General features: G+C 67.5%; 19 protein-coding genes. 14 read left to right on the top strand and 5 right to left on the bottom strand.

The annotated features are described in order from the left end of the window. Window positions 1-426 precede the first annotated feature (426 nt). The 3 genes from MKD50_RS20925 to MKD50_RS20915 all read left to right on the top strand — a co-directional run bounded on the left by MKD50_RS20925 (window position 427) and on the right by MKD50_RS20915 (window position 2,920). The gene (locus MKD50_RS20925) at window positions 427-1,827 is read left to right on the top strand and encodes an MFS transporter (RefSeq protein WP_240073905.1); all 1,401 of its coding nucleotides are present in this window, start codon (window positions 427-429) and stop codon (window positions 1,825-1,827) included. Window positions 1,828-1,966: 139 nt separating this feature from the next. Continuing rightward, on the top strand, window positions 1,967-2,617 hold the full coding sequence (gene upp, locus MKD50_RS20920; protein ID WP_012352165.1) for a uracil phosphoribosyltransferase: 651 nt from the start codon (window positions 1,967-1,969) through the stop codon (window positions 2,615-2,617). Between the two features lie 138 nt (window positions 2,618-2,755). After that, window positions 2,756-2,920 (top strand): DUF3149 domain-containing protein, encoded by a 165-nt coding sequence (locus tag MKD50_RS20915; protein ID WP_115706328.1) that lies wholly within the window; start codon window positions 2,756-2,758, stop codon window positions 2,918-2,920. A 76-nt stretch (window positions 2,921-2,996) separates the two neighbouring features. On the opposite strand, the gene MKD50_RS20910 is transcribed toward MKD50_RS20915, so the two are convergent. Beyond that, on the bottom strand, window positions 2,997-4,508 hold the full coding sequence (locus MKD50_RS20910) for a helicase HerA-like C-terminal domain-containing protein (RefSeq protein ID WP_252668530.1): 1,512 nt from the start codon (window positions 4,506-4,508) through the stop codon (window positions 2,997-2,999). A gap of 208 nt (window positions 4,509-4,716) precedes the next feature. On the opposite strand from MKD50_RS20910, the gene MKD50_RS20905 reads away from it, so the two are divergent. The 8 genes from MKD50_RS20905 (at window position 4,717) to rng (ending at window position 12,166) form a co-directional block, all read left to right on the top strand. Continuing rightward, window positions 4,717-5,442 (top strand): YebC/PmpR family DNA-binding transcriptional regulator, encoded by a 726-nt coding sequence (locus MKD50_RS20905; protein WP_115706326.1) that lies wholly within the window; start codon window positions 4,717-4,719, stop codon window positions 5,440-5,442. Between the two features lie 89 nt (window positions 5,443-5,531). Further along, window positions 5,532-6,800 carry a phosphoribosylamine--glycine ligase gene (purD, locus tag MKD50_RS20900; RefSeq protein WP_115706325.1) on the top strand — a complete coding sequence of 423 codons (1,269 nt, stop codon included), beginning with the start codon at window positions 5,532-5,534 and terminating at the stop codon, window positions 6,798-6,800. A 140-nt stretch (window positions 6,801-6,940) separates the two neighbouring features. After that, entirely contained in the window at window positions 6,941-7,852 is a 912-nt protein-coding gene (hemF, locus tag MKD50_RS20895) for an oxygen-dependent coproporphyrinogen oxidase (protein ID WP_252668528.1), read from the top strand. A 10-nt stretch (window positions 7,853-7,862) separates the two neighbouring features. Further along, window positions 7,863-8,600 (top strand): nicotinate-nucleotide adenylyltransferase, encoded by a 738-nt coding sequence (locus tag MKD50_RS20890; RefSeq protein ID WP_115706323.1) that lies wholly within the window; start codon window positions 7,863-7,865, stop codon window positions 8,598-8,600. Between the two features lie 63 nt (window positions 8,601-8,663). Then, entirely contained in the window at window positions 8,664-9,413 is a 750-nt protein-coding gene (gene rsfS / locus MKD50_RS20885; RefSeq protein ID WP_240073901.1) for a ribosome silencing factor, read from the top strand. A gap of 64 nt (window positions 9,414-9,477) precedes the next feature. Next, entirely contained in the window at window positions 9,478-9,957 is a 480-nt protein-coding gene (gene rlmH, locus MKD50_RS20880) for a 23S rRNA (pseudouridine(1915)-N(3))-methyltransferase RlmH (protein WP_022533932.1), read from the top strand. Between the two features lie 41 nt (window positions 9,958-9,998). Further along, a complete protein-coding gene (locus MKD50_RS20875) occupies window positions 9,999-10,613 on the top strand; it encodes a Maf family protein (protein WP_115706321.1) in 615 nt (204 codons plus the stop codon). Between the two features lie 86 nt (window positions 10,614-10,699). After that, window positions 10,700-12,166, top strand: a complete 1,467-nt coding sequence (rng, locus tag MKD50_RS20870; RefSeq protein ID WP_092308241.1) for a ribonuclease G — start codon at window positions 10,700-10,702, stop codon at window positions 12,164-12,166. Window positions 12,167-12,244: 78 nt separating this feature from the next. On the opposite strand, the gene MKD50_RS20865 is transcribed toward rng, so the two are convergent. Beyond that, complete coding sequence (locus MKD50_RS20865) at window positions 12,245-12,574, bottom strand: hypothetical protein (protein ID WP_252668526.1); 330 nt, start codon at window positions 12,572-12,574, stop codon at window positions 12,245-12,247. A 303-nt stretch (window positions 12,575-12,877) separates the two neighbouring features. Here MKD50_RS20865 and MKD50_RS20860 point away from each other — a divergent pair, with 303 nt between their 5' ends. Further along, window positions 12,878-13,387, top strand: coding sequence for a hypothetical protein (locus MKD50_RS20860; RefSeq protein WP_115679735.1), 510 nt, complete (start codon window positions 12,878-12,880; stop codon window positions 13,385-13,387). A 44-nt stretch (window positions 13,388-13,431) separates the two neighbouring features. On the opposite strand, the gene MKD50_RS20855 is transcribed toward MKD50_RS20860, so the two are convergent. Then, complete coding sequence (locus MKD50_RS20855) at window positions 13,432-14,022, bottom strand: peroxidase-related enzyme (protein ID WP_115706319.1); 591 nt, start codon at window positions 14,020-14,022, stop codon at window positions 13,432-13,434. A gap of 178 nt (window positions 14,023-14,200) precedes the next feature. On the opposite strand from MKD50_RS20855, the gene waaC reads away from it, so the two are divergent. Beyond that, window positions 14,201-15,178, top strand: a complete 978-nt coding sequence (gene waaC, locus MKD50_RS20850) for a lipopolysaccharide heptosyltransferase I (protein ID WP_252668524.1) — start codon at window positions 14,201-14,203, stop codon at window positions 15,176-15,178. A 76-nt stretch (window positions 15,179-15,254) separates the two neighbouring features. On the opposite strand, the gene msbA is transcribed toward waaC, so the two are convergent. Both msbA and MKD50_RS20840 read right to left on the bottom strand, forming a co-directional pair. Next, entirely contained in the window at window positions 15,255-16,979 is a 1,725-nt protein-coding gene (msbA, locus tag MKD50_RS20845; protein ID WP_172582625.1) for a lipid A export permease/ATP-binding protein MsbA, read from the bottom strand. A 99-nt stretch (window positions 16,980-17,078) separates the two neighbouring features. After that, window positions 17,079-17,852: a glycosyltransferase family 25 protein gene (locus tag MKD50_RS20840; RefSeq protein WP_115706316.1), complete on the bottom strand. Its 774-nt coding sequence runs from the start codon at window positions 17,850-17,852 to the stop codon at window positions 17,079-17,081. A 298-nt stretch (window positions 17,853-18,150) separates the two neighbouring features. On the opposite strand from MKD50_RS20840, the gene MKD50_RS20835 reads away from it, so the two are divergent. Continuing rightward, on the top strand, window positions 18,151-18,915 hold the full coding sequence (locus tag MKD50_RS20835) for a glycosyltransferase family 2 protein (RefSeq protein ID WP_252668522.1): 765 nt from the start codon (window positions 18,151-18,153) through the stop codon (window positions 18,913-18,915). The last annotated feature ends 7 nt before the right edge of the window (window positions 18,916-18,922 follow it).

Genomic DNA, 18,922 nt, shown 5'->3' with positions numbered 1-18,922 from the left:
TTGCCCGCCAGTTTCATGTAGCTTACGCTGAACGATCATGTAGTGCGCACTACATGAGTGCCAAGCGGGCACGCAGCGGTGCCTCCCCGCACAAGGACGGCGCGCCGCAAGCGGCGGACAAGAACACAAAACCATAAAACCGGCCCGATAGATCACCGGACGCGCTGGCGCGGGGCTTGCATGGTTCCGCCAGACCACCGGGACACCGGGCCTGACCAAACCAAGGGTAGACAACCAGGAGTGACTATGTCGTATCAGACCAAGCAAGCAGTTGCAGGCGTGCTACCGGGCTAGTTCCAGCCTCGCCAGGCGGAAGCTATCGTCCCCGCCGGATCCCGCAGCAGCCCGCATCACGTGCCAGCCTGCGTCGCGCCGCGCGTGCTTCCGAGTTCCAGAACCAGCCTATAACGAGACAGGTAGACAAACATGTCGTCATCCATTTCATCCATGGCCACTACGACCATCCCGGAGGCCGCGCTAGGCTCGCCCCCCCATCCCAGCGCGCGCGCAGCGTCGTCGCAACCGATCACGATCGAGCAAGGCATCCGCGCCGCCGGCGTCGGCCGCTTCCAGTATCGGCTGTTCGTCATATTCGGCCTGGTCTGGCTCGCCGACGCGATGCAGGTGCTGTCGATCGGCTTCACCGCGCCGTCGATTGCGTCGACCTTCGGCATTCCGGTGCCGACGGCGCTGCAGACCGGCACCATGTTCTTCGTCGGCATGCTGATCGGCGCGTTCGTGTTCGGCCGTCTGGCCGACCGCATCGGCCGCCGTCCGGTGCTGATGATGGCGGTGGTCATCGATGCCATCTGCGGCGTCGCCTCGGCCTTCGCGCCGGACTTCCAGTGGCTGTTGCTGCTGCGTTTCCTGACCGGCATCGGCGTCGGCGGCACCCTGCCGGTCGACTACACCATGATGGCCGAGTTCCTGCCGTCGGACCGGCGCGGCCGCTGGCTGGTGCTGCTGGAGTCGTTCTGGGCGGTCGGCACCATCCTGCTGGCGATCCTGGCGCTGATCGCGGTGTCGCGTGGCGACGATGCCTGGCGGCTGATCTTCCTGGTTACCGGCATCCCGGCGCTGGTCGGCGTGGTGTTCCGCTTCTTCGTGCCCGAATCGCCGCTCTACCTGAACAAGTCGGGGCGCTCGGACGAGGCCCGCGCGGTGCTGCAGCGGGTGGCCGCGGCCAACCGCGTGTCGGTGGAGATCGGCGCGCTGCAGCCGCAGAAGATGGAGCGCAAATCGGTGTTTGCGCTGTTCGCCTCCGGTTGCCGGCGCCGCACCATCTGCCTGCTGGCCGCGTGGATGCTGATCTCGATCGCCTACTACGGGGTCTTTGTCTACCTCCCGGTGAAGCTGGCGGGCCAGGGCTTCGGCTTCATGCGCGGCCAGGTGTTTCTGATCGTGCTGGCGCTGGTGCAGCTGCCCGGCTTCGCGCTGGCCGCGCACGGCGTCGAGCGCTGGGGCCGCAAGCCCACCCTGATCGGCTTCCTGCTGCTGAGCGCGGCGGGCTGCATGCTGTACAGCCTGGGCCAGTCCCCTGCGCTGGTGATCGGCTCGACCCTGCTGATGAGCTTCTCGCTGCTCGGCACCTGGGGCGCGCTGTACGCCTTCACGCCCGAGGTGTACCCGACCGACCTGCGCGCCAGCGGCATGGGCACCGCGGGCGCGATGGCGCGTTTCGGCGGCCTGTTCGCCCCGTCGATCGTGGCGCCGATCATGGCCAGCCAGTTCACGCTGGCACTGGCGCTGCTGTCTTCGTTCCTGGCCGTGGCGGCGCTGGCGATCTTCCTGGTCGATATCGAGTCGAAGGACCGCGCGCTCGACTAGCCGAAGGCGCCACCGGGCCGCTGCCTGGCGCGGCGGCCCGCTTCCATTACAATCCGGCTGCAACGGCGCGGCGCGCGAGCCCCAACCGGCCTGGCGCGCCCGCTTCACTCGCCATCCCGCCGAGCCCTCGCCGCCAGCCATGAAACAAGACCCGCGCTTTCCCAACCTCTTCATCCTCGACCACCCGCTGATCCAGCACAAGCTCTCGCACATGCGCGACAAGGAGACGTCGACGCGCACGTTCCGCGAGCTGCTGCGCGAGATCACGCTGCTGATGGGCTACGAGATCACCCGCAACCTGCCGCTGACCACGCGCCGCATCGAGACCCCGCTGGTCGAGCTGGACGCGCCGGTGATCGCCGGCAAGAAGCTGACCATCGTGCCGGTGCTGCGCGCGGGCGTGGGCATGAGCGATGGGCTGGTCGAGCTGATCCCGTCGGCGCGCATCGGCCATATCGGCGTGTACCGCGACGAGCAGCACCGCCCGGTGGAATACCTGGTGCGCCTGCCGGCGCTGGAAGACCGCAGCTTCATCCTGTGCGATCCGATGGTCGCCACCGGCTATTCGGCCGCGCACGCGGTGGAAGTGCTCAAGCGCCGCGGCGTCAAGGACGAGGCCATCACCTTCGTCGCGCTGGTGGCCGCCCCCGAGGGAGTGGAAGTGTTCCAGAAGGCGCATCCGGGAGTAAAGCTGTTCGTGGCCTCGCTCGATAGCCACCTGGATGCCGATGCCTATATCGTGCCCGGTCTGGGCGATGCGGGCGACCGGCTGTTCGGCACCAAGAACTGACGGTGCACTGACAATGCCCGGGCGGGCTGGCCGGCGCTTGACCGGCCTCAATAGCCTGCCTGATGCGGCTCCCTACACTGGCGGCAAGCCGGCGAGATCTCGCCGCGTGCCAGCGTCCACACATAAAGGGAGCCACGCATGGAAGCCTTCAAGATCCTGTTCAGTACCAGCACCGGGCTGATGAGCCTGGGCGTGATCGTCTTCATCATCGGCATGGGCTGGTTCTTCGCCCGCATGTTCGCGCGCAAGATGCGCGAGGATGCTGAAGCGGCGAAGGCGAGAGAGGCGGCGCAGCGGCGCTGACCCCCTGAATGACCGCGGGTGTACTCCCTCTCCCGCGTCTGGAGAGGCGAGCCAACCGCGGGCAAGTCTGCACTGCCTACTTCTTTTTCCCCAGCAAACTTCCCAGCACCCCCCGAATCAGCTCGCGCCCGACCTGCGAGCCCACCGTGCGCGCGGCCGACTTGGCCATCGATTCCAGGATCGAGTCACCGCGGCCGCTCTTGCCGGTGCCTTTGGTCAGCGTGCCGAAGATCTCGCCGGCGGTGCCGAGCCAGCCGCTGTCCTGCTCGCCCGCCGGCGCGCCACCCGCGCCCTTGCCGCCGTTAGACACCGTCGGCACGCTGCCGCGCAGCTTTTCATAGGCGGATTCGCGGTCGACGGTCTTCTCATAGGTGCCCGCCACCAGCGAGTTCGCGATCAGCTGCTTGCGCTCGTCCTCGGTCGCGGGGCCGATGCGGCTGCCGGGCGCCAGCACCCAGGCGCGCTCGGTCACGCAGGGCGTGCCCTTGGCGTCCAGGAACGACACCAGCGCCTCGCCCACGCCCAGTTCGCCGATGGCGGTTTCCAGGTCCAGCTTCGGGTTGGCGCGCATGGTGGTGGCCGCCACCTTGACCGCCTTCTGGTCGCGCGGGGTGAAGGCGCGCAGCGCGTGCTGAACGCGATTGCCCAGCTGCCCCAGCACGGTGTCGGGGATATCGACCGGGTTCTGCGTGACGAAGTACACGCCCACGCCCTTGGAACGCACCAGGCGCACCACCTGCTCGATCTTGTCGAGCAGCGCCTTGGGCGCATCGTTGAACAGCAGGTGGGCCTCGTCGAAGAAGTACACCAGCTTGGGCTGGTCCAGGTCGCCGGCCTCGGGCAGCTTCTCGAACAGCTCGGACAGCATCCACAGCAGGAAGGTCGCGTACAGCCGCGGCGAGTTCATCAGCTTGTCGGCGGCCAGGATATTGACCACGCCCTGGCCGTTGTCGGTCTGGATAAAGTCTTCCAGGTTCAGCATGGGCTCGCCGAAGAAGACGTCGCCGCCCTGCGATTCCAGCGCGATCAGCCCGCGCTGGATCGCGCCGACCGAAGCGGCCGAGATATTGCCGTATTCGGTGGTGAACTGGCTGGCGTTGTCGCCGACGTATTGCAGCATCGCGCGCAGGTCCTTGGCGTCGAGCAGCAGCAGGCCGTTGGCGTCGGCAATGCGGAACACCAGGTTCAGCACGCCCTGCTGCGTGTCGTTGAGCTCAAGCATGCGCGACAGCAGCAGCGGCCCCATGTGCGAGACCGTGGCGCGCACCGGGTGGCCCTTCTCGCCGAACACATCCCACAACGTGGTGGGGCAGCCGCCCCAGACCGGCTCGGGCAGGTTCAGGTCGGCCAGCCGCTGCTTGAGCTTGGCCGACGGCTGGCCGGGCTGTGAAATGCCGGTCAGGTCACCTTTGACATCCGCCATGAACACCGGCACCCCCAGGCGCGAGAAGCCCTGCGCCAGCGTCTGCAGCGTGACCGTCTTGCCGGTGCCGGTGGCGCCGGTGATCAGCCCGTGCCGGTTGCCCATCTGCGGCAGCAGCACCAGTTCATGTTCGGCATTCTTGGCGATGAGGATGGGGTCGGCCATGATGTTCCTGGATTCCGTGAGGGTCGGTTGGGTCTGGACGGCGCAGGCAGGCCCGCGTGATAAAATCCTGGGCTGATTATAGCCAGCCGCCAGGCATATCCGTCACCTGGCGCGCGCTGCCCGCCCGCCTTGCGGATGCCGCCGCGGCGCGCCTGGCTACCCCGCACAACATCACAGCAGATCACCGCATTCCGCTTCGGAGAGAATCATGGCCGGTCACTCGAAATGGGCCAATATTAAACACAAGAAAGCCGCCGCCGACGCCAAGCGCGGCAAGATCTGGACCCGCCTGATCAAGGAAATCACCGTGGCCGCCAAGCTCGGCGGCGGTGATCCCGACTCCAACCCGCGCCTGCGCCTGTCCATGGACAAGGCCATGGACGCCAACATGCCCAAGGACAACATCCAGCGCGCGATCCAGCGCGGCGTGGGTGGCCTGGAAGGCGTGAACTACGAGGAAATCCGCTACGAGGGCTACGGCCTGAGCGGCGCGGCGATCATCGTCGACTGCCTCACCGACAACCGCACCCGCACCGTGGCCGAAGTGCGCCATGCGTTCTCCAAGCACGGCGGCAACATGGGCACCGAGGGTTCGGTGGCGTTCATGTTTACGCACTGCGGCCAGTTCCTGTTTGCCCCCGGCACGCCGGAAGACAAGCTGATGGACGCCGCGCTGGAAGCCGGCGCCGACGATGTCGTCACCAACGATGACGGCTCGATCGAAGTCACCTGCCCGCCCAACGATTTTTCGGCGGTCAAGGCGGCCCTGGAAGCCGCCGGCTTCAAGGCCGAAGTTGCCGACGTGGTGATGAAGCCGCAAAACGAGGTCAGCTTCAGCGGCGACGACGCGGCCAGGATGCAGAAACTGCTCGACGCCCTGGAAAACCTGGACGACGTGCAGGAAGTCTTCACCAACGCGGTGATCGAAGACTAAAACGGTAACAAGCTCCCCAACGGCGGCAGCCCGGCTTTCAAGACCCAGCTGCCGCCTTTTTGCATGCGTTTCTTTTCTGGCAGTGGATCATGAAAGTATTGGTTGTCGGCTCGGGTGGACGTGAACACGCGCTGGCCTGGAAATTGGCCCAGTCGCCCAAGGTGCAGGTGGTGTACGTCGCGCCGGGCAACGGCGGAACCGCGCTCGACAAGCGCCTGCAGAATGTTCCGCTGACCGATCCCGAGGTCATCGCGGCGTTTGCCGAGCGGGAAGGCGTGGCCTTTACCGTGGTCGGCCCCGAGGCCCCGCTGGCCGCGGGCATCGTCGATATCTTCCGCGCCAAGGGGCTGCGCATCTTCGGCCCCACCCAGGCCGCGGCGCAGCTGGAATCGTCCAAGGATTTCGCCAAGGCCTTCATGCAGCGCCACGGCATTCCCACCGCCGCCTACCAGACCTTCGCCGACGCCGCGCAGGCGCATGCCTACATCGACGCGCAGGGCGCGCCGATCGTGATCAAGGCCGACGGCCTGGCCGCGGGCAAGGGCGTGGTGGTGGCGATGACCCTGGAAGAAGCGCACCAGGCGGTCGACATGATGCTCGACGGCAACAAGCTGGGCGACGCCGGCGCACGCGTGGTGATCGAAGAGTTCCTGGAAGGCGAGGAAGCCAGCTTTATCGTGCTGGTCGACGGCAAGAACGTGCTGGCGCTGGCCACCAGCCAGGACCACAAGCGCCTGCTCGACGCCGACGCCGGCCCCAACACCGGCGGCATGGGCGCGTACTCGCCGGCGCCGGTGGTCACGCCCGCGCTGCACGCGCGCGCGCTGCGCGAGATCATCCTGCCGACGGTGCGCGGCATGGAAAAGGATGGCATCCCGTACACCGGGTTCCTCTACGCCGGCCTGATGATCGACAAGGACGGCAACCCCAAGACGCTGGAATTCAACTGCCGCATGGGCGATCCGGAAACCCAGCCAATCCTGGCGCGCCTGAAGACCGACCTGGTCGACGTGATGGAGGCCGCCGTCTCCGGCAAGCTCGACAGCATCGAGCTGGACTGGGACCGCCGCACCGCGCTGGGCGTGGTGATGGCCGCCTACAACTACCCGGACAGCCCGCGCAAGGGCGATGCCATCACCGGCATCCCGGCCGAAACCGACGACAGCGTGACCTTCCACGCCGGCACCACGCTCAAGGACGGCACCCTGCTGACCTCGGGCGGACGCGTGCTGTGCGTGGTCGGCCTGGCCGACACCGTCAAGGCCGCGCAGCGCGCCGCCTATGCCGCGGTCGAGCAGATCCGCTTCGACGGCATGCAATACCGGACCGACATCGGCTACCGCGCCATCAAGCGCTGACCGGCGCCGGCGGCCTCTGGCGACTAACAGGCCGCCCAGCCGGTACAATCGTGACAATGCTGTGACGCAACCGGCAGCCGACTGGCTGCCGGACTGCCATCCGGCCGGTCCCTTCGTCGGTTTATCCGATTCAGCCCACCATGATCGATTCCCAGGCAGTCCGTGCCTATCTGCTCGGTCTGCAAGACCGCATCACCGATGCCATCGGTGCCATCGACGGCCAGCCGTTCCTGACCGACGCCTGGGAGAAACCGCCCACCGAACGTCTGCGCGGCAGTGGCCGCACCCGCATCCTCGAAGGCGGCGCGGTGCTGGAGCGCGCGGGCGTGGGCTTCTCGCACGTCAGCGGCGACACCCTGCCGCCGTCGGCCACGGCCAACCGGCCGGAACTGGCGGGGCGCAGCTTCGAGGCCATGGGCGTGTCGCTGGTGTTCCATCCGCGCAACCCCCACGTGCCGACGGTGCATATGAACGTGCGCTGCTTCCTGGCGCTCAAGCCCGGCGCGGAACCGGTCTGGTGGTTCGGCGGCGGCATGGACCTGACGCCCTACTACGGCAACGCCGGCGACTGCACCCACTTCCACCGCACCTGCCAGCAGGCGCTGGCGCCGTTCGGCGACGAGCTGTATCCGCGCTTCAAGCAGTGGTGCGATGAGTATTTCTTCCTGAAGCACCGCAACGAGGCGCGCGGCATCGGCGGCATCTTCTTCGACGACTTCTCCGCGCTCGGCTTCGAGCGCAGCTTCGCCATGATGCAGGCGGTCGGCGACGCCTTCCTGGACGCCTACCTGCCCATTCTGCAGGGCCGCAAGGACACGCCCTACGGCGAGCGCGAGCGCGCTTTCCAGGCCTACCGGCGCGGGCGCTACGTCGAATTCAACCTGGTGTTCGACCGCGGCACGCTGTTCGGCCTGCAATCGGGCGGACGCGCCGAATCCATCCTGATGTCGATGCCGCCGCTGGTAACCTGGCGCTATGACTGGCAACCGGAACCGGGCAGCCCCGAAGCGGCGCTGTACACCGATTTCCTGCCGGCGCGCGACTGGGCCTGACGGCTGAGCCATGGCCCATCCCGCGCCCCCCCGCAAGCCCGCCGCCGACGCGGGCGCCTCGCCACAGGCTGGCGCCGCCCGCCCTTACCGCCTCGGTATCCTGGGCGGCACCTTCGATCCGCCGCATGTCGGGCACCTGGCGCTGGCCCGGCTGTGCATCGACCACCTGGGCCTGGACGAGCTGGTGTGGATTCCCACCGGCCAGTCCTGGCAGAAGGGCGACGACGTGACTCCGGCCGCCGACCGCCTGGCGATGACCGAACTGGCCGCCGCCGCGCTCGGCGACAGCGGCGCCAGGGTCCGCGTCAGCCGCATGGAAGTGGATCGCGCCGGCCCCAGCTACACCATCGACACGGTGCGCCAGCTGCGCGACGAATACGGTCCCGAGGCCTCGCTGTGCTGGCTGATGGGCGCCGACCAGCTGCTGCGCCTGCACACCTGGCATGGCTGGCAGGAACTGTTCGCGCACGTGCACTTGTGCACTGCGACACGGCCGCGCTTTGCGCTGGAGGCGCTGGAGGGCCCGGTGCTGGCCGCGCTGGCCGAGCGCCAGGCCGACACGCACCTGATACAATGCACGCCCTCCGGCCGGATGTGGATCGACCAGACGCTCGCCGTCGACCTCTCTTCCACCCATCTGCGCCAGCGGCTGGCGGCCGGCCAGCCGGCAGATGACCAACTGCCGCCCGGCGTGGCACACTACATTGCCAGCCACGGGCTGTACCGCAACGCCCCGGCCCGGGCATGACCGGAGTTGCATCGATCCCGGCGCCCACCCCCAAACCGATCTGAGCTGAACAAGAAGACACCCATGGATATTCGTAAACTGCAACGCGCCATCGTCGACGGCCTCGAGGATGTCAAAGCGCAGGACATCAAGGTGTACGACACCAGCCACCTGACGGAACTGTTCGACCGGGTGGTGATTGCCAGCGGGACATCCAACCGGCAGACCAAGGCGCTGGCAGCGTCGGTGCGGGATACGGTGAAGGAAGCAGGCGGCCATATCGTGGCGGTCGAGGGCCTGGAAACCGGCGAATGGGTGCTGGTCGACTGCGGCGATGCCGTGGTCCACATCCTGCAGCCGCAACTGCGCCTGTACTACAACCTGGAAGAGATCTGGGGCGACAAGCCGGTGCGCATGAAGCTCGCCAGCGGCGCCCGCGGCCTGGCCAAGGCCAGCGAGCCGATCGACGAAGACGAGGACGAGGCCCCGGTGCGCACCGTGCGCCGTGCCAGCAACCTGCGCCCGGCGCTGGCGCGCCTGCCCGAAGGCATGAAGGAGCCGTCGCCGCCGATGGGCCATGAGGACACCGACGCGGACGCCATCGCCACCATCCGCAAGCCGGCCCGCAAGACCGCCACCAAGACGACGGCCAGCAAGACCGCCGGCGCCCGCGCGGCCGCGCCCCGCAAGACCGCCGCCGGCACCACCGCTCGCAAGACCGCGACCAAGACGGCCTCCAAGACCGCGGCCAAGCAGGCACCCGCCAGGAAGGCCCCTGCCAAGACCGCCGCAGCCAAGCCGGCCGCGCGCAAGCGCGCCACCCGCTCGGCCTGAGTCCGATGCGCGGCCGTTGGGCGTCAGGCCCGCGGCCGTGCCGCCCCACCCCATCGCCTGACCCATGCAACTGGTGATCGTGGCCGTCGGCCACAAGATGCCCGGCTGGATCGAAACCGGCTTCAGCGAGTACGCCAAGCGCATGCCGCCCGAGCTGCGCATCGAGCTGCGCGAGGTCAAGCCCGAAACCCGCTCGTCCAGCAATAACGCCGCCACCGTGATGCAGCGCGAAGCCGCGCGCATCGAGACGGTGCTGGGCAGCCTGTCGAAGCAATGCCGCATCGTCGCGCTGGACGAGCGCGGGCGCGACTTCACCACGGTGCAACTGGCCGCGCAGCTGACCGACTGGCAGCGCGAGGGCGGCGACGTGGCCTTCCTGATCGGCGGCGCCGACGGGCTCGATCCCGCGCTCAAGGCCCGCGCCAGCACGCTGATCCGGCTCTCCAGCCTGACCCTGCCGCATGGCATGGTGCGCGTGCTGCTGGCCGAGCAGCTGTACCGCGCGTGGTCCGTCACGCAGAACCACCCCTACCATCGGGCCTGATTCCACTGATCTCCGGCCGTCGCCGGAAGGCCCCCGCCGCGATGCCCGACACCCTGCACGACTACCTCTACCTCGCCTCGCAAAGCCCGCGCCGCCGCGAGCTGCTGACCCAGCTCGGCGTGCGCTACGAACTGCTGCTGGCCGACGACGACGAAGACGCCGAAGCGCTCGAAGCCGTGCTGCCCGGCGAGACTCCCGACGACTATGTCCAGCGCGTGTGCGCGCTCAAGGCCGAAGCCGCGCTGCGCCGCCGCGAACGCCGCGCGCTGCCGGACGCGCCGGTGCTGACCTCGGACACCACGGTCTGCCTCGGCGGCCGCATCCTCGGCAAACCCGCCGGCGGCGCCGACGCCGCGGCCATGCTGGGCGCGCTCGCGGGCACCACCCATCGCGTGCTGACCGCGGTGACGGTGGTATCGACCACCGGCATGCGCCATGCGCTGTCGGTTTCCGAAGTCACCTTCCGCCCGCTGCAGCCCGCAGAGATCGAGCGCTACGTCGCCAGCGGCGAGCCACTGGGCAAGGCCGGCGCCTACGGCATCCAGGGCCGCGCGGCCGAGTTCGTGGCGCGGATTGCAGGCAGCTATTCAGGTATCATGGGCCTGCCCTTGTTTGAGACGGCGGCGTTACTTCGCCAGGCCCGGCTGCGGTTCTGAGCCGCGGCCTCCGTGCCCGGACAAGACCCGGCCCCGCGCCGGGCCACCCTCTACAGCCGGGCCACCGGCGACGCGCTTCACCCGCTATGACTGAAGACATACTCGTCAACATCACGCCCCAAGAGACCCGCGTCGCCATCGTGCAGCAGGCCGCGGTCCAGGAACTGCATGTCGAACGCACGCTCACGCGCGGGCTGGTCGGCAACATCTACCTGGGCAAGGTGGTGCGCGTGCTGCCCGGCATGCAGTCGGCCTTTATCGACATCGGCCTGGAGCGCGCCGCCTTCCTGCACGTGGCCGACATCTGGCATCCGCGCGACCCGGACCGCAACAACTCCACGCCGCAGCTCGCCATCGAGAAGACCCTGTTCGAGGGCCAGGCGCTGATGGTGCAGGTGATCAAGGACCCGATCGGCACCAAGGGGGCGCGGCTGTCGACCCAGGTCAGCATCGCCGGGCGTACGCTGGTGTACCTGCCGCAGGACCCGCATATCGGCATCTCGCAGCGCATCGAGGGCGAGGTCGACCGCGAGGCGCTGCGCAGCCGCGTGCAGGGGCTGGTGCCGGCCGACGAGCGCGGCGGCTTTATCGTGCGCACCATCGCCGAGGAAGCGACCGACGAGGAACTCGGCAACGATATCGCCTACCTGCGCAAGATCTGGGGCGCGATCCGCCAGAACGCCACTACCCTGCCCGCGCCCAGCCTGCTCTATCAGGACCTGAACCTGGCCCAGCGCGTGCTGCGCGACTTCATCAACGACGCCACCGGCGTGATCCAGATCGACTCGCGCGAGAACTACCAGATGCTGCTGGAGTTCGCCAAGGAATACACGCCGGCGGTGCTGCCGCGGCTGTCGCACTACACCGGCGAGCGGCCGATCTTCGACCTGTTCAATATCGACGCCGAGATCGAGAAGGCGCTGTCGCGCCGGGTCGACCTGAAGTCGGGCGGCTACCTGATGATCGACCAGACCGAGGCGATGACGACCATCGACGTCAACACGGGCGGTTACGTCGGTGCGCGCAACTTCGACGACACCATCTTCAAGACCAACCTGGAGGCGGCCCACACCATCGCGCGCCAGCTGCGGCTGCGCAACCTCGGCGGCATCATCATCATCGATTTCATCGACATGGAGAACGCCGAGCACCGCGACGCGGTGCTGTCCGAGCTCAAGCGCGCGCTGTCGCGCGACCGCACCCGCATCACCGTCAACAGCTTCTCGCAGCTGGGCCTTGTGGAGATGACGCGCAAGCGCACGCGCGAGTCGCTGGCGCATGTGCTGTGCGAACAATGCCCGGTGTGCCAGGGCAAGGGCCAGGTCAAGACCCCGCGCACGGTCTGCTACGACATCCTGCGCGAGATCATGCGCGAATCGCGCCAGTTCAACCCGCGCGAGTTCCGCATCCTGGCCTCGCAGGAAGTGATCGACCTGTTCCTGGAAGAAGAAAGCCAGCACCTGGCGATGCTGGGCGATTTCATCGGCAAGCCGATTTCTCTGCAGGTGGAATCTACCTTCCACCAGGAGCAGTACGACATCATCCTGATGTGAAGCGGCCGGCGCGCATTTTTCCGTCGCGATTTCCGCCACCATAGCAAGACAGCCCGCCAACTGGCGGGCTGTCTTGCTTTACGGCCGGATCACCACGTGCGGGCTGATCACCAGCGCCGGTTCGGGCTGGTAATACACCGGCGGCGGTGGCGGCGGCTGGTACACCACCGGGCGGTCCTTGCACTTGCGCTCTTCCTTGTACTCGCCGTTGTCCTTCCACTTGCGCTTGATCTTGCAGTTGCCGACCCAGAACTCTTCCTTGTAGTCGTCGCCTTTGTGATAGCGGCCATGGTGCCGCCCGTAGTAACGGTCATCGTCGTCCCAGTCGTCATCGGCATGGGCGGCGGCACAGAAGGTGCCGAGGAGCACGGGCAGGACCACGAGGGATACCAGGAGACGGGGCTTCATGTCGGAACGGGCAAGAACAGGTTGGGGCGAGGCTAGCACGCGCGCGCGCACTGCAGTGTTTCAAGCTGTTTAATTACGTAACCGCGAACGTAAGCCCGAACGTAAGCGCGATGCATCGACGGCGCTTGTCCGATGGCTGGCGCACGCGGAATTCCGGACTCGGTAATGGCCCTAGCCCATTTCCGTTTGCCATCCGCTATAACTAAACGAAGGTAGTCAGCGGCCTTCGCACGGAGGCCGCTCCCGGCTGTCCGCGCGAGCCGTTCGGGCGCGCATGGCCGTTCGGCAAGCGAGGAGTCCGGCATGAACGCCACGAACCATGGGGCCTGTGTGCTGGCCCTCCTGTTATCGGTCGCGTGCGCGCCATTGCCGATCGCCAGGCGCGCGCCGGCGCCGCCGCCCCAGGCCAGGGTCGAAGTCCCCCAGGCGCCCAAGGAGCGCGCCACGCCGATCGCGCCCAAGGTCATCAACATTGCCGCGGCATGCAAGCGCACCGAGGACGACGGCTTCCGCGAAGACGCACTGATGGACGTCCAGGCCAACGAGGTGCGCGCGCTGAAATGGAAGCTGTGGGTATCGCGGCGCGGCAGTTGCGAATTCAACCTGGTGCAGTTCCGCCAGGTCCGCGCGACGCCGCACATCGAGCTGCAGGCAATCGACGGCAGCCAGTGCAAGCTGCTGGTCTGGCAGGATCCGCGCCGCGTCACGCTGGCGCATAACCGCTGCGAGAAGTACTGCACGCCCGGCATCTACGAGCAGGCGTGGCCGGTGCTGTTCGATCCCAAGAGCGGTGCCTGCGCCGAAGTGCGCTGAGCGAAGTACGCGCAACCACCCGGCGCCGCCGCACCGCGGCGCCGCTACTTCGCCTTCGGCACCCGGCCCATCAGGTAGAACTCGTCGTTCGGGCGCATGCCGATGGTATTGGCCATGCGGTTGGACAGGCCGAAGAACGCGGTGATCGCGGCGATATCCCAGGCGTCCTCGTCGGAAAAGCCGTGCGCGCGCAGCGCGTCGAAATCGGCCTCCTCGATTTCATGAGAGGCCGTGCAGACCTTCATGGCAAAGTCCAGCATGGCGCGCTGGCGCGGCGGGATGTCGGCCTTCAGGTAATTCACCGCGACCTGGTCGGCGACCAGCGGCTTCTTCTCGTAGATGCGCAGGATCGCGCCATGCGCCACCACGCAGTACAGGCATTGGTTAGCCCCGGAGGTGGCCACCACGATCATTTCGCGCTCGCCCTTGGTCAGGCCGCCGTCCTTGAGCATCAGCGCATCGTGATAGGCAAAGAAGGCGCGGAACTCGTCGGCACGGTGCGCCAGCGCCAAAAACACATTGGGAACGAAGCCGGCTTTTTCCTGGACTTCCAGGATGCGCGCGCGGATATCGTCGGGAAGGTCGGCCAGCGCCGGGATGGCGTAGCGGCTGATCGGGAATGCCGTGTCAGACATGGTGGTCTCCGGTTGGATTGGCGTCATCGTCGTGAGGCTTGTGCACCAATACTAACGGATCAAGCGCAAGCCGGCGGGCCGCATGTCGACCATCCATCGCACGGACAGATGCCGGCCGGATCAGGCATACTACGCACCTTCCGAACCAGGCGGGCCCCTGACCGCGCTACTGTTCCCGATGAAACGTATTCTCATCGTCAAGCTGACTTCGCTCGGCGACATGGTGTTCACCCAGCCGCTGGTGGCTGACCTGCAGCGCGCCTTTCCCGGCGTCAAGATCGACTGGATCGCCGACTCCTACTGCGCCGACGTGCCGCGCTGGAACCCCAACATCGACCGTGTGATCGCCGCACCGCTGCGCGGCTTCAAGAAAGCGCGCAACTGGGCCGGCCTGCGCGAGATCTTCGGTGCCCTGCGCGCCTTGCGCCGCGAGAAGTACGATGCTGTGCTGGACGTTCACGGCGTCTACAAGAGCGCCATCGTCACCTTCCTTGCCCGCACCCGCCATCGTTACGGCCTGCCGGTCCAGGAACTGGGCGAGAGCGGCGCACGCTTCGCCTACAACCATGTGTTCCAGCCGTTCGTGGAAGAGGACTGCGCGCGCAACCGCATGCGCCGCGCCGTCAGCCGCGCACTCGGCTACGAAATGACCCGCGAGATGGACTACGGCCTGGAAATGCCGGCCGGCACCCCCGCTGCCGCAGGCAAGGGGCCCTATGCGATGCTGTTCCACGCCACTTCCAGCGAAGAAAAGAAGTGGCCGGTGGCCGACTGGATCAGCGTCGGCAGCGCCATCTCGGCGCGCGGCCTGCGCGTGCTGGTGCCCTGGGGCAATGACGCCGAGCGCCTGGAAGCCGAGACCATCGCCGCCAGCGTGCCCGGCGCCGAGGTGATGCCGCGCCTGAGCATTACCGGCGTGGCGCAGATGGTGGGCAAGGCGTCGCTGGTGGTCGGCATGGACACCGGCTTCGTGCATATTGCCGACGCGCTGCGCCGGCCCACGGTGATCCTGTTCACCACCACCTCGCGCCACCTGTACGGCGTCGATGCGCCCGGCCGTGCGGTGTCGCTGGGCGGCGGCGGCGTGGTGCCGCAACGGGCCGAAGTGCTGGCAGCCATCGACGCAGTGATGCCGCAGGTCTTTTCGACCAACTGATCTCGCCGCCACGGCGACAAAAAGAGGGCCGGTGTGAATGCACCGGCCCTCTTTTTGCTCGATGGTTTGCTATCGCCTAATGGCTGGCAAACTGGATCCGGTGCAGCCCGGCGTACAGGCCATTGGCCGCCAGCAACTGCGCGTGGGTGCCGGTCTCGGCGACGCGGCCATGGTCGAGCACGGCGATGCGGTCGGCATTCTCGATGGTCGACAGCCGGTGCGCGATCACCAGCGTGGTGCGGCCCTTCATCAGTTCCTCCAGCGCCGCCTGCACCTGGCGCTCCGATTCCGAGTCCAGCGCCGAGGTGGCCTCGTCCAGGATCAGGATCGGCGCATCCTTGTACAGCGCGCGCGCGATCGCCAGGCGCTGGCGCTGGCCGCCGGACAGCTTCATGCCGTTGTCGCCGATATTGGTCTGCACGCCCTCGGGCAGGCCCTTGACCGTTTCCGTCAGGTAGGCCGCCGCCAGCGCGCGCTCGACGCGGTCCATGTCGATCTCGCTGCCGGGCTGCGCGCCATAGGCCACATTGGCCGCGACCGTGTCGTTGAACAGCACCACGTCCTGGCTGACGAAGGCGATCTGGTTGCGCAGGTCCTTGAGCGCCAGCTCGGTCAACGGCACGCCGTCGAGCAAAATGCGACCGGAGGTGGGATCGAAGAAGCGCGGCACCAGGTTCACCAGCGTGGTCTTGCCGCTGCCCGACGGGCCCACCAGCGCCACCACCTCGCCCGGGCTGACGCGCAGGTCGATGCCTTCCAGCGCGGCGCGCGGCGCCTCGCCATAGCGGAAGCCGACCTGCTCGAAGGCCAGTTCGCCGCGGGCGCGGGCAAGCGGCTTGCCGCCGTCCTGCGGCTCGACCGGTTCGTCGATCAGACGGAAGATCATCTCGGCGGCGGTGATGCCGCGCGTCAGCGGCTGGTTGATGTCGGTCAGGTGCTTGAGCGGCGAGATCAGCAGCAGCATCGCCATCACGAAGCCGGTAAAGCCGCCCACCGTGGTCTGGTTGGCCTGCGCCTGGACCATGGCGATGGTGATGATCACCGACAGCGCCAGCGCCGCCAGGAAGGCCGTGACCGGCTGGTTCAGCCCGCCCGCCACCGCCATCCGCATCGAGTAGTTCTTGAGCCGCTCGGCCACGGTGCGGAAGCGCCGCAGTTCATAGGCCTCGCCGCCATGCAGCTTGACCACCTTGTAGCCGCCCACGGCCTCTTCGACCACGTAGGCGGCATTGTTGGTATAGGTCTGGTGATCGCGGTTGAGCTTGCGCAGCCGGCGGTTGATCTTCGACATCAGGTAGCCGATCACCGGCAGGATCACCGCGACGATCAGCGTCAGGCGCCAGTTGGTATAGAACAGGTAGATCAGCAGCGCGACCACGGTCAGCGAATCGCGCACCAGCGTGATGAACACGCTGGTCAGGATCTGCAGCACCTGGTTGACCTCGAAGATCACCGCGTTGATCAGCGACGCCGCGGTATTGCGGTGGTAGAACGACGCCGGCGCCTGCAGCAGGCGCTCGAACATCTGCAGCCGCATCTTCAGCAGCACGCGGTTCGAGATCAGGTTGAGCAGGTAGCCCGAGGCAAACTGCGCCACGCCGCGGATCAGCGCCACGCCGGTCAGGATCGCCGGCACATGCCACAGCGTGCCGGCATAGTCGCCGCCGAAGCCCTTGTCGAGCAGGTCGTTGACGACCTTGGGGATCACCCCTTCGCTGGCGGCCACCACCGCCATGGCGAGGATGGCGCCGATAAAGATGCGCAGCTCGGGGCGCAGGTAAGACCAGAGCCGGCTGGCCATGCTGGACGGCACGGCGGCACCTGGCGAGATCGGAGGTTTGGATGTGGTCACTGAGTTTTCTTCTGGGTGATGGCGGCGTTGCGGCACCAGGGCGCGGCGCTAGCCCGGCCGCTTCTGGCGCGCGACGCGCAGGAAGGGCCTGACGAAGACCTGGAACAGGAAGCGCTGGTAGACATAGCGGCGCAGATAATAGCCGACACTGCGGCGCGCCTTGTCGGTGGCGTCGAGGTCGGCGCGATGCGTTTCCAGCGACGAGGCCTCGGCCAGTTCGGTCAGGCCGATGCAATACGGGACCACGGCGCGCACCGAGACCAGCCCGCGCCGCTCGAACGCGGACCAGAAGTCGGCGGCGCACCAGGTCGGCTGCAGCCCCGCCACCAGCCGCTCGGCCGCGGCACGGGTGACGACATAGCCATGCGCGCGCCACCATTCGCCATAGCGCCGCACCAGCTTGCGCTGCGGACCCAATGGCCTGGTGCCCCAGCGGGTGAACTTGTCGACATGCGACAGCAGCACGACCTCCGGGCGGGCGGGGTCCATCTGCGACTCCAGTGCCTCGAGCACGGCCGGCACGTCATCGCCCAGCAGCGCGTCGTCTTCCAGCACCAGCGCCAGGCTGGCGCCGTCTTCCAGCATCTTGCGGTAGACCCCCAGATGGCTGAGCGCGCAGCCGATCTCGCCGCGGCTCATCGGGCGGTAGCTGGCGCTGGCGGCATCCGCATCGTAACGGCGCGCGATCTCGTCCTCGGCCAGGGCGCGTCCGTTCACGGCGGCAAACACCTGGAACGGCACGCCGAGCCGCGTCAGCTGGCCGGCAATGCGCTGGCGACGCGCCCCGGCGGTTTCGAGATTGATCACATAGGCGCCGATCATGCCGCCACCGCCGATGCGTCCGGACCGATCCGGCGTGTAAGGGAGATCGATGCGGCACACGCCACCAGGGATAAAACCGTTTCCATCCCTGTGAATCGGGACCAATGTGCTCGTGTCATCAATTTGGCAACTGAGATCTGGGCTTCAGCGCGCGCGGCGCGCGCCGGCAATCGCGGACAGGCGGCTGCGGGGCCACTGCGCCGGTGCGGTAGAATACGCGCTCTTCCATCAGCGCCCGGCTGGCGGCGACGCCGGCGGCCCGCCGGTCTGGCCCGGACGGGGCGCGCCCCTACGTTCCATGAAAGTCTCCGCCGTCATCATCACCAGGAATGAAGCTCACAATATCGGGCCATGCCTTGAAAGCGTGTCCTGGTGCGAAGAGGCGATTATAGTGGATTGGGCCAGCACGGACGACACGGTGGCGATCGCGCGTGCCGCCGGCGCCACCGTGATCCAGACCGACGACTGGCCCGGCTTCGGCCCGCAGAAAAATCGCGCGGTCCAGGCCGCGAGCGGCGACTGGATCCTGAGCCTGGATGCCGATGAACGCGTCACCCCCGCGCTGCGCGACGAAATCCTGAACCAACTTCAGCACAACGACGCCCAGGCGCTGGCGCTGCCGCGCCTGTCCGCTTTCTGCGGCACCTTCGTGCGCCACGCCGGCTGGTATCCGGACTACGTCACCCGCGTCTTCCGCAAGGGCCGCGGCCGCTTCACCGACGACCTGGTGCACGAACACCTCAAGGTGGACGACCAGGTCGCGCGGCTGCGCGAGCCGCTGGTGCACTACAGCTACCGCTCGCTGTCGGACGTGCTGCGCAAGATCGACAGCTATTCCAGCGCCGGCGCGCAGCAGGCCTATGCCCGTGGCAAGCGCAGCTCGGTTGCATCGGCGGCGGGCCACGGCCTGTGGGCGTTCGTGCGCACCTACCTCCTCAAGCGCGGCTTCCTCGACGGCGGCGCCGGCTTCGGCGTCGCGCTGATGAATGCGCAGGCCAGCTACTACAAGTACGCCAAGCTGGCGCAACTGCACGCCGCGGCCGAAAACAAGGCCGCCGGCTGAGGCGCCC

The sequence above is a fragment of the Cupriavidus mimosae genome, assembly GCF_023952485.1.
GTDB classification, from domain to species: domain Bacteria; phylum Pseudomonadota; class Gammaproteobacteria; order Burkholderiales; family Burkholderiaceae; genus Cupriavidus; species Cupriavidus taiwanensis_C.
This window is presented reverse-complemented; position numbering and strand designations above follow the sequence as displayed.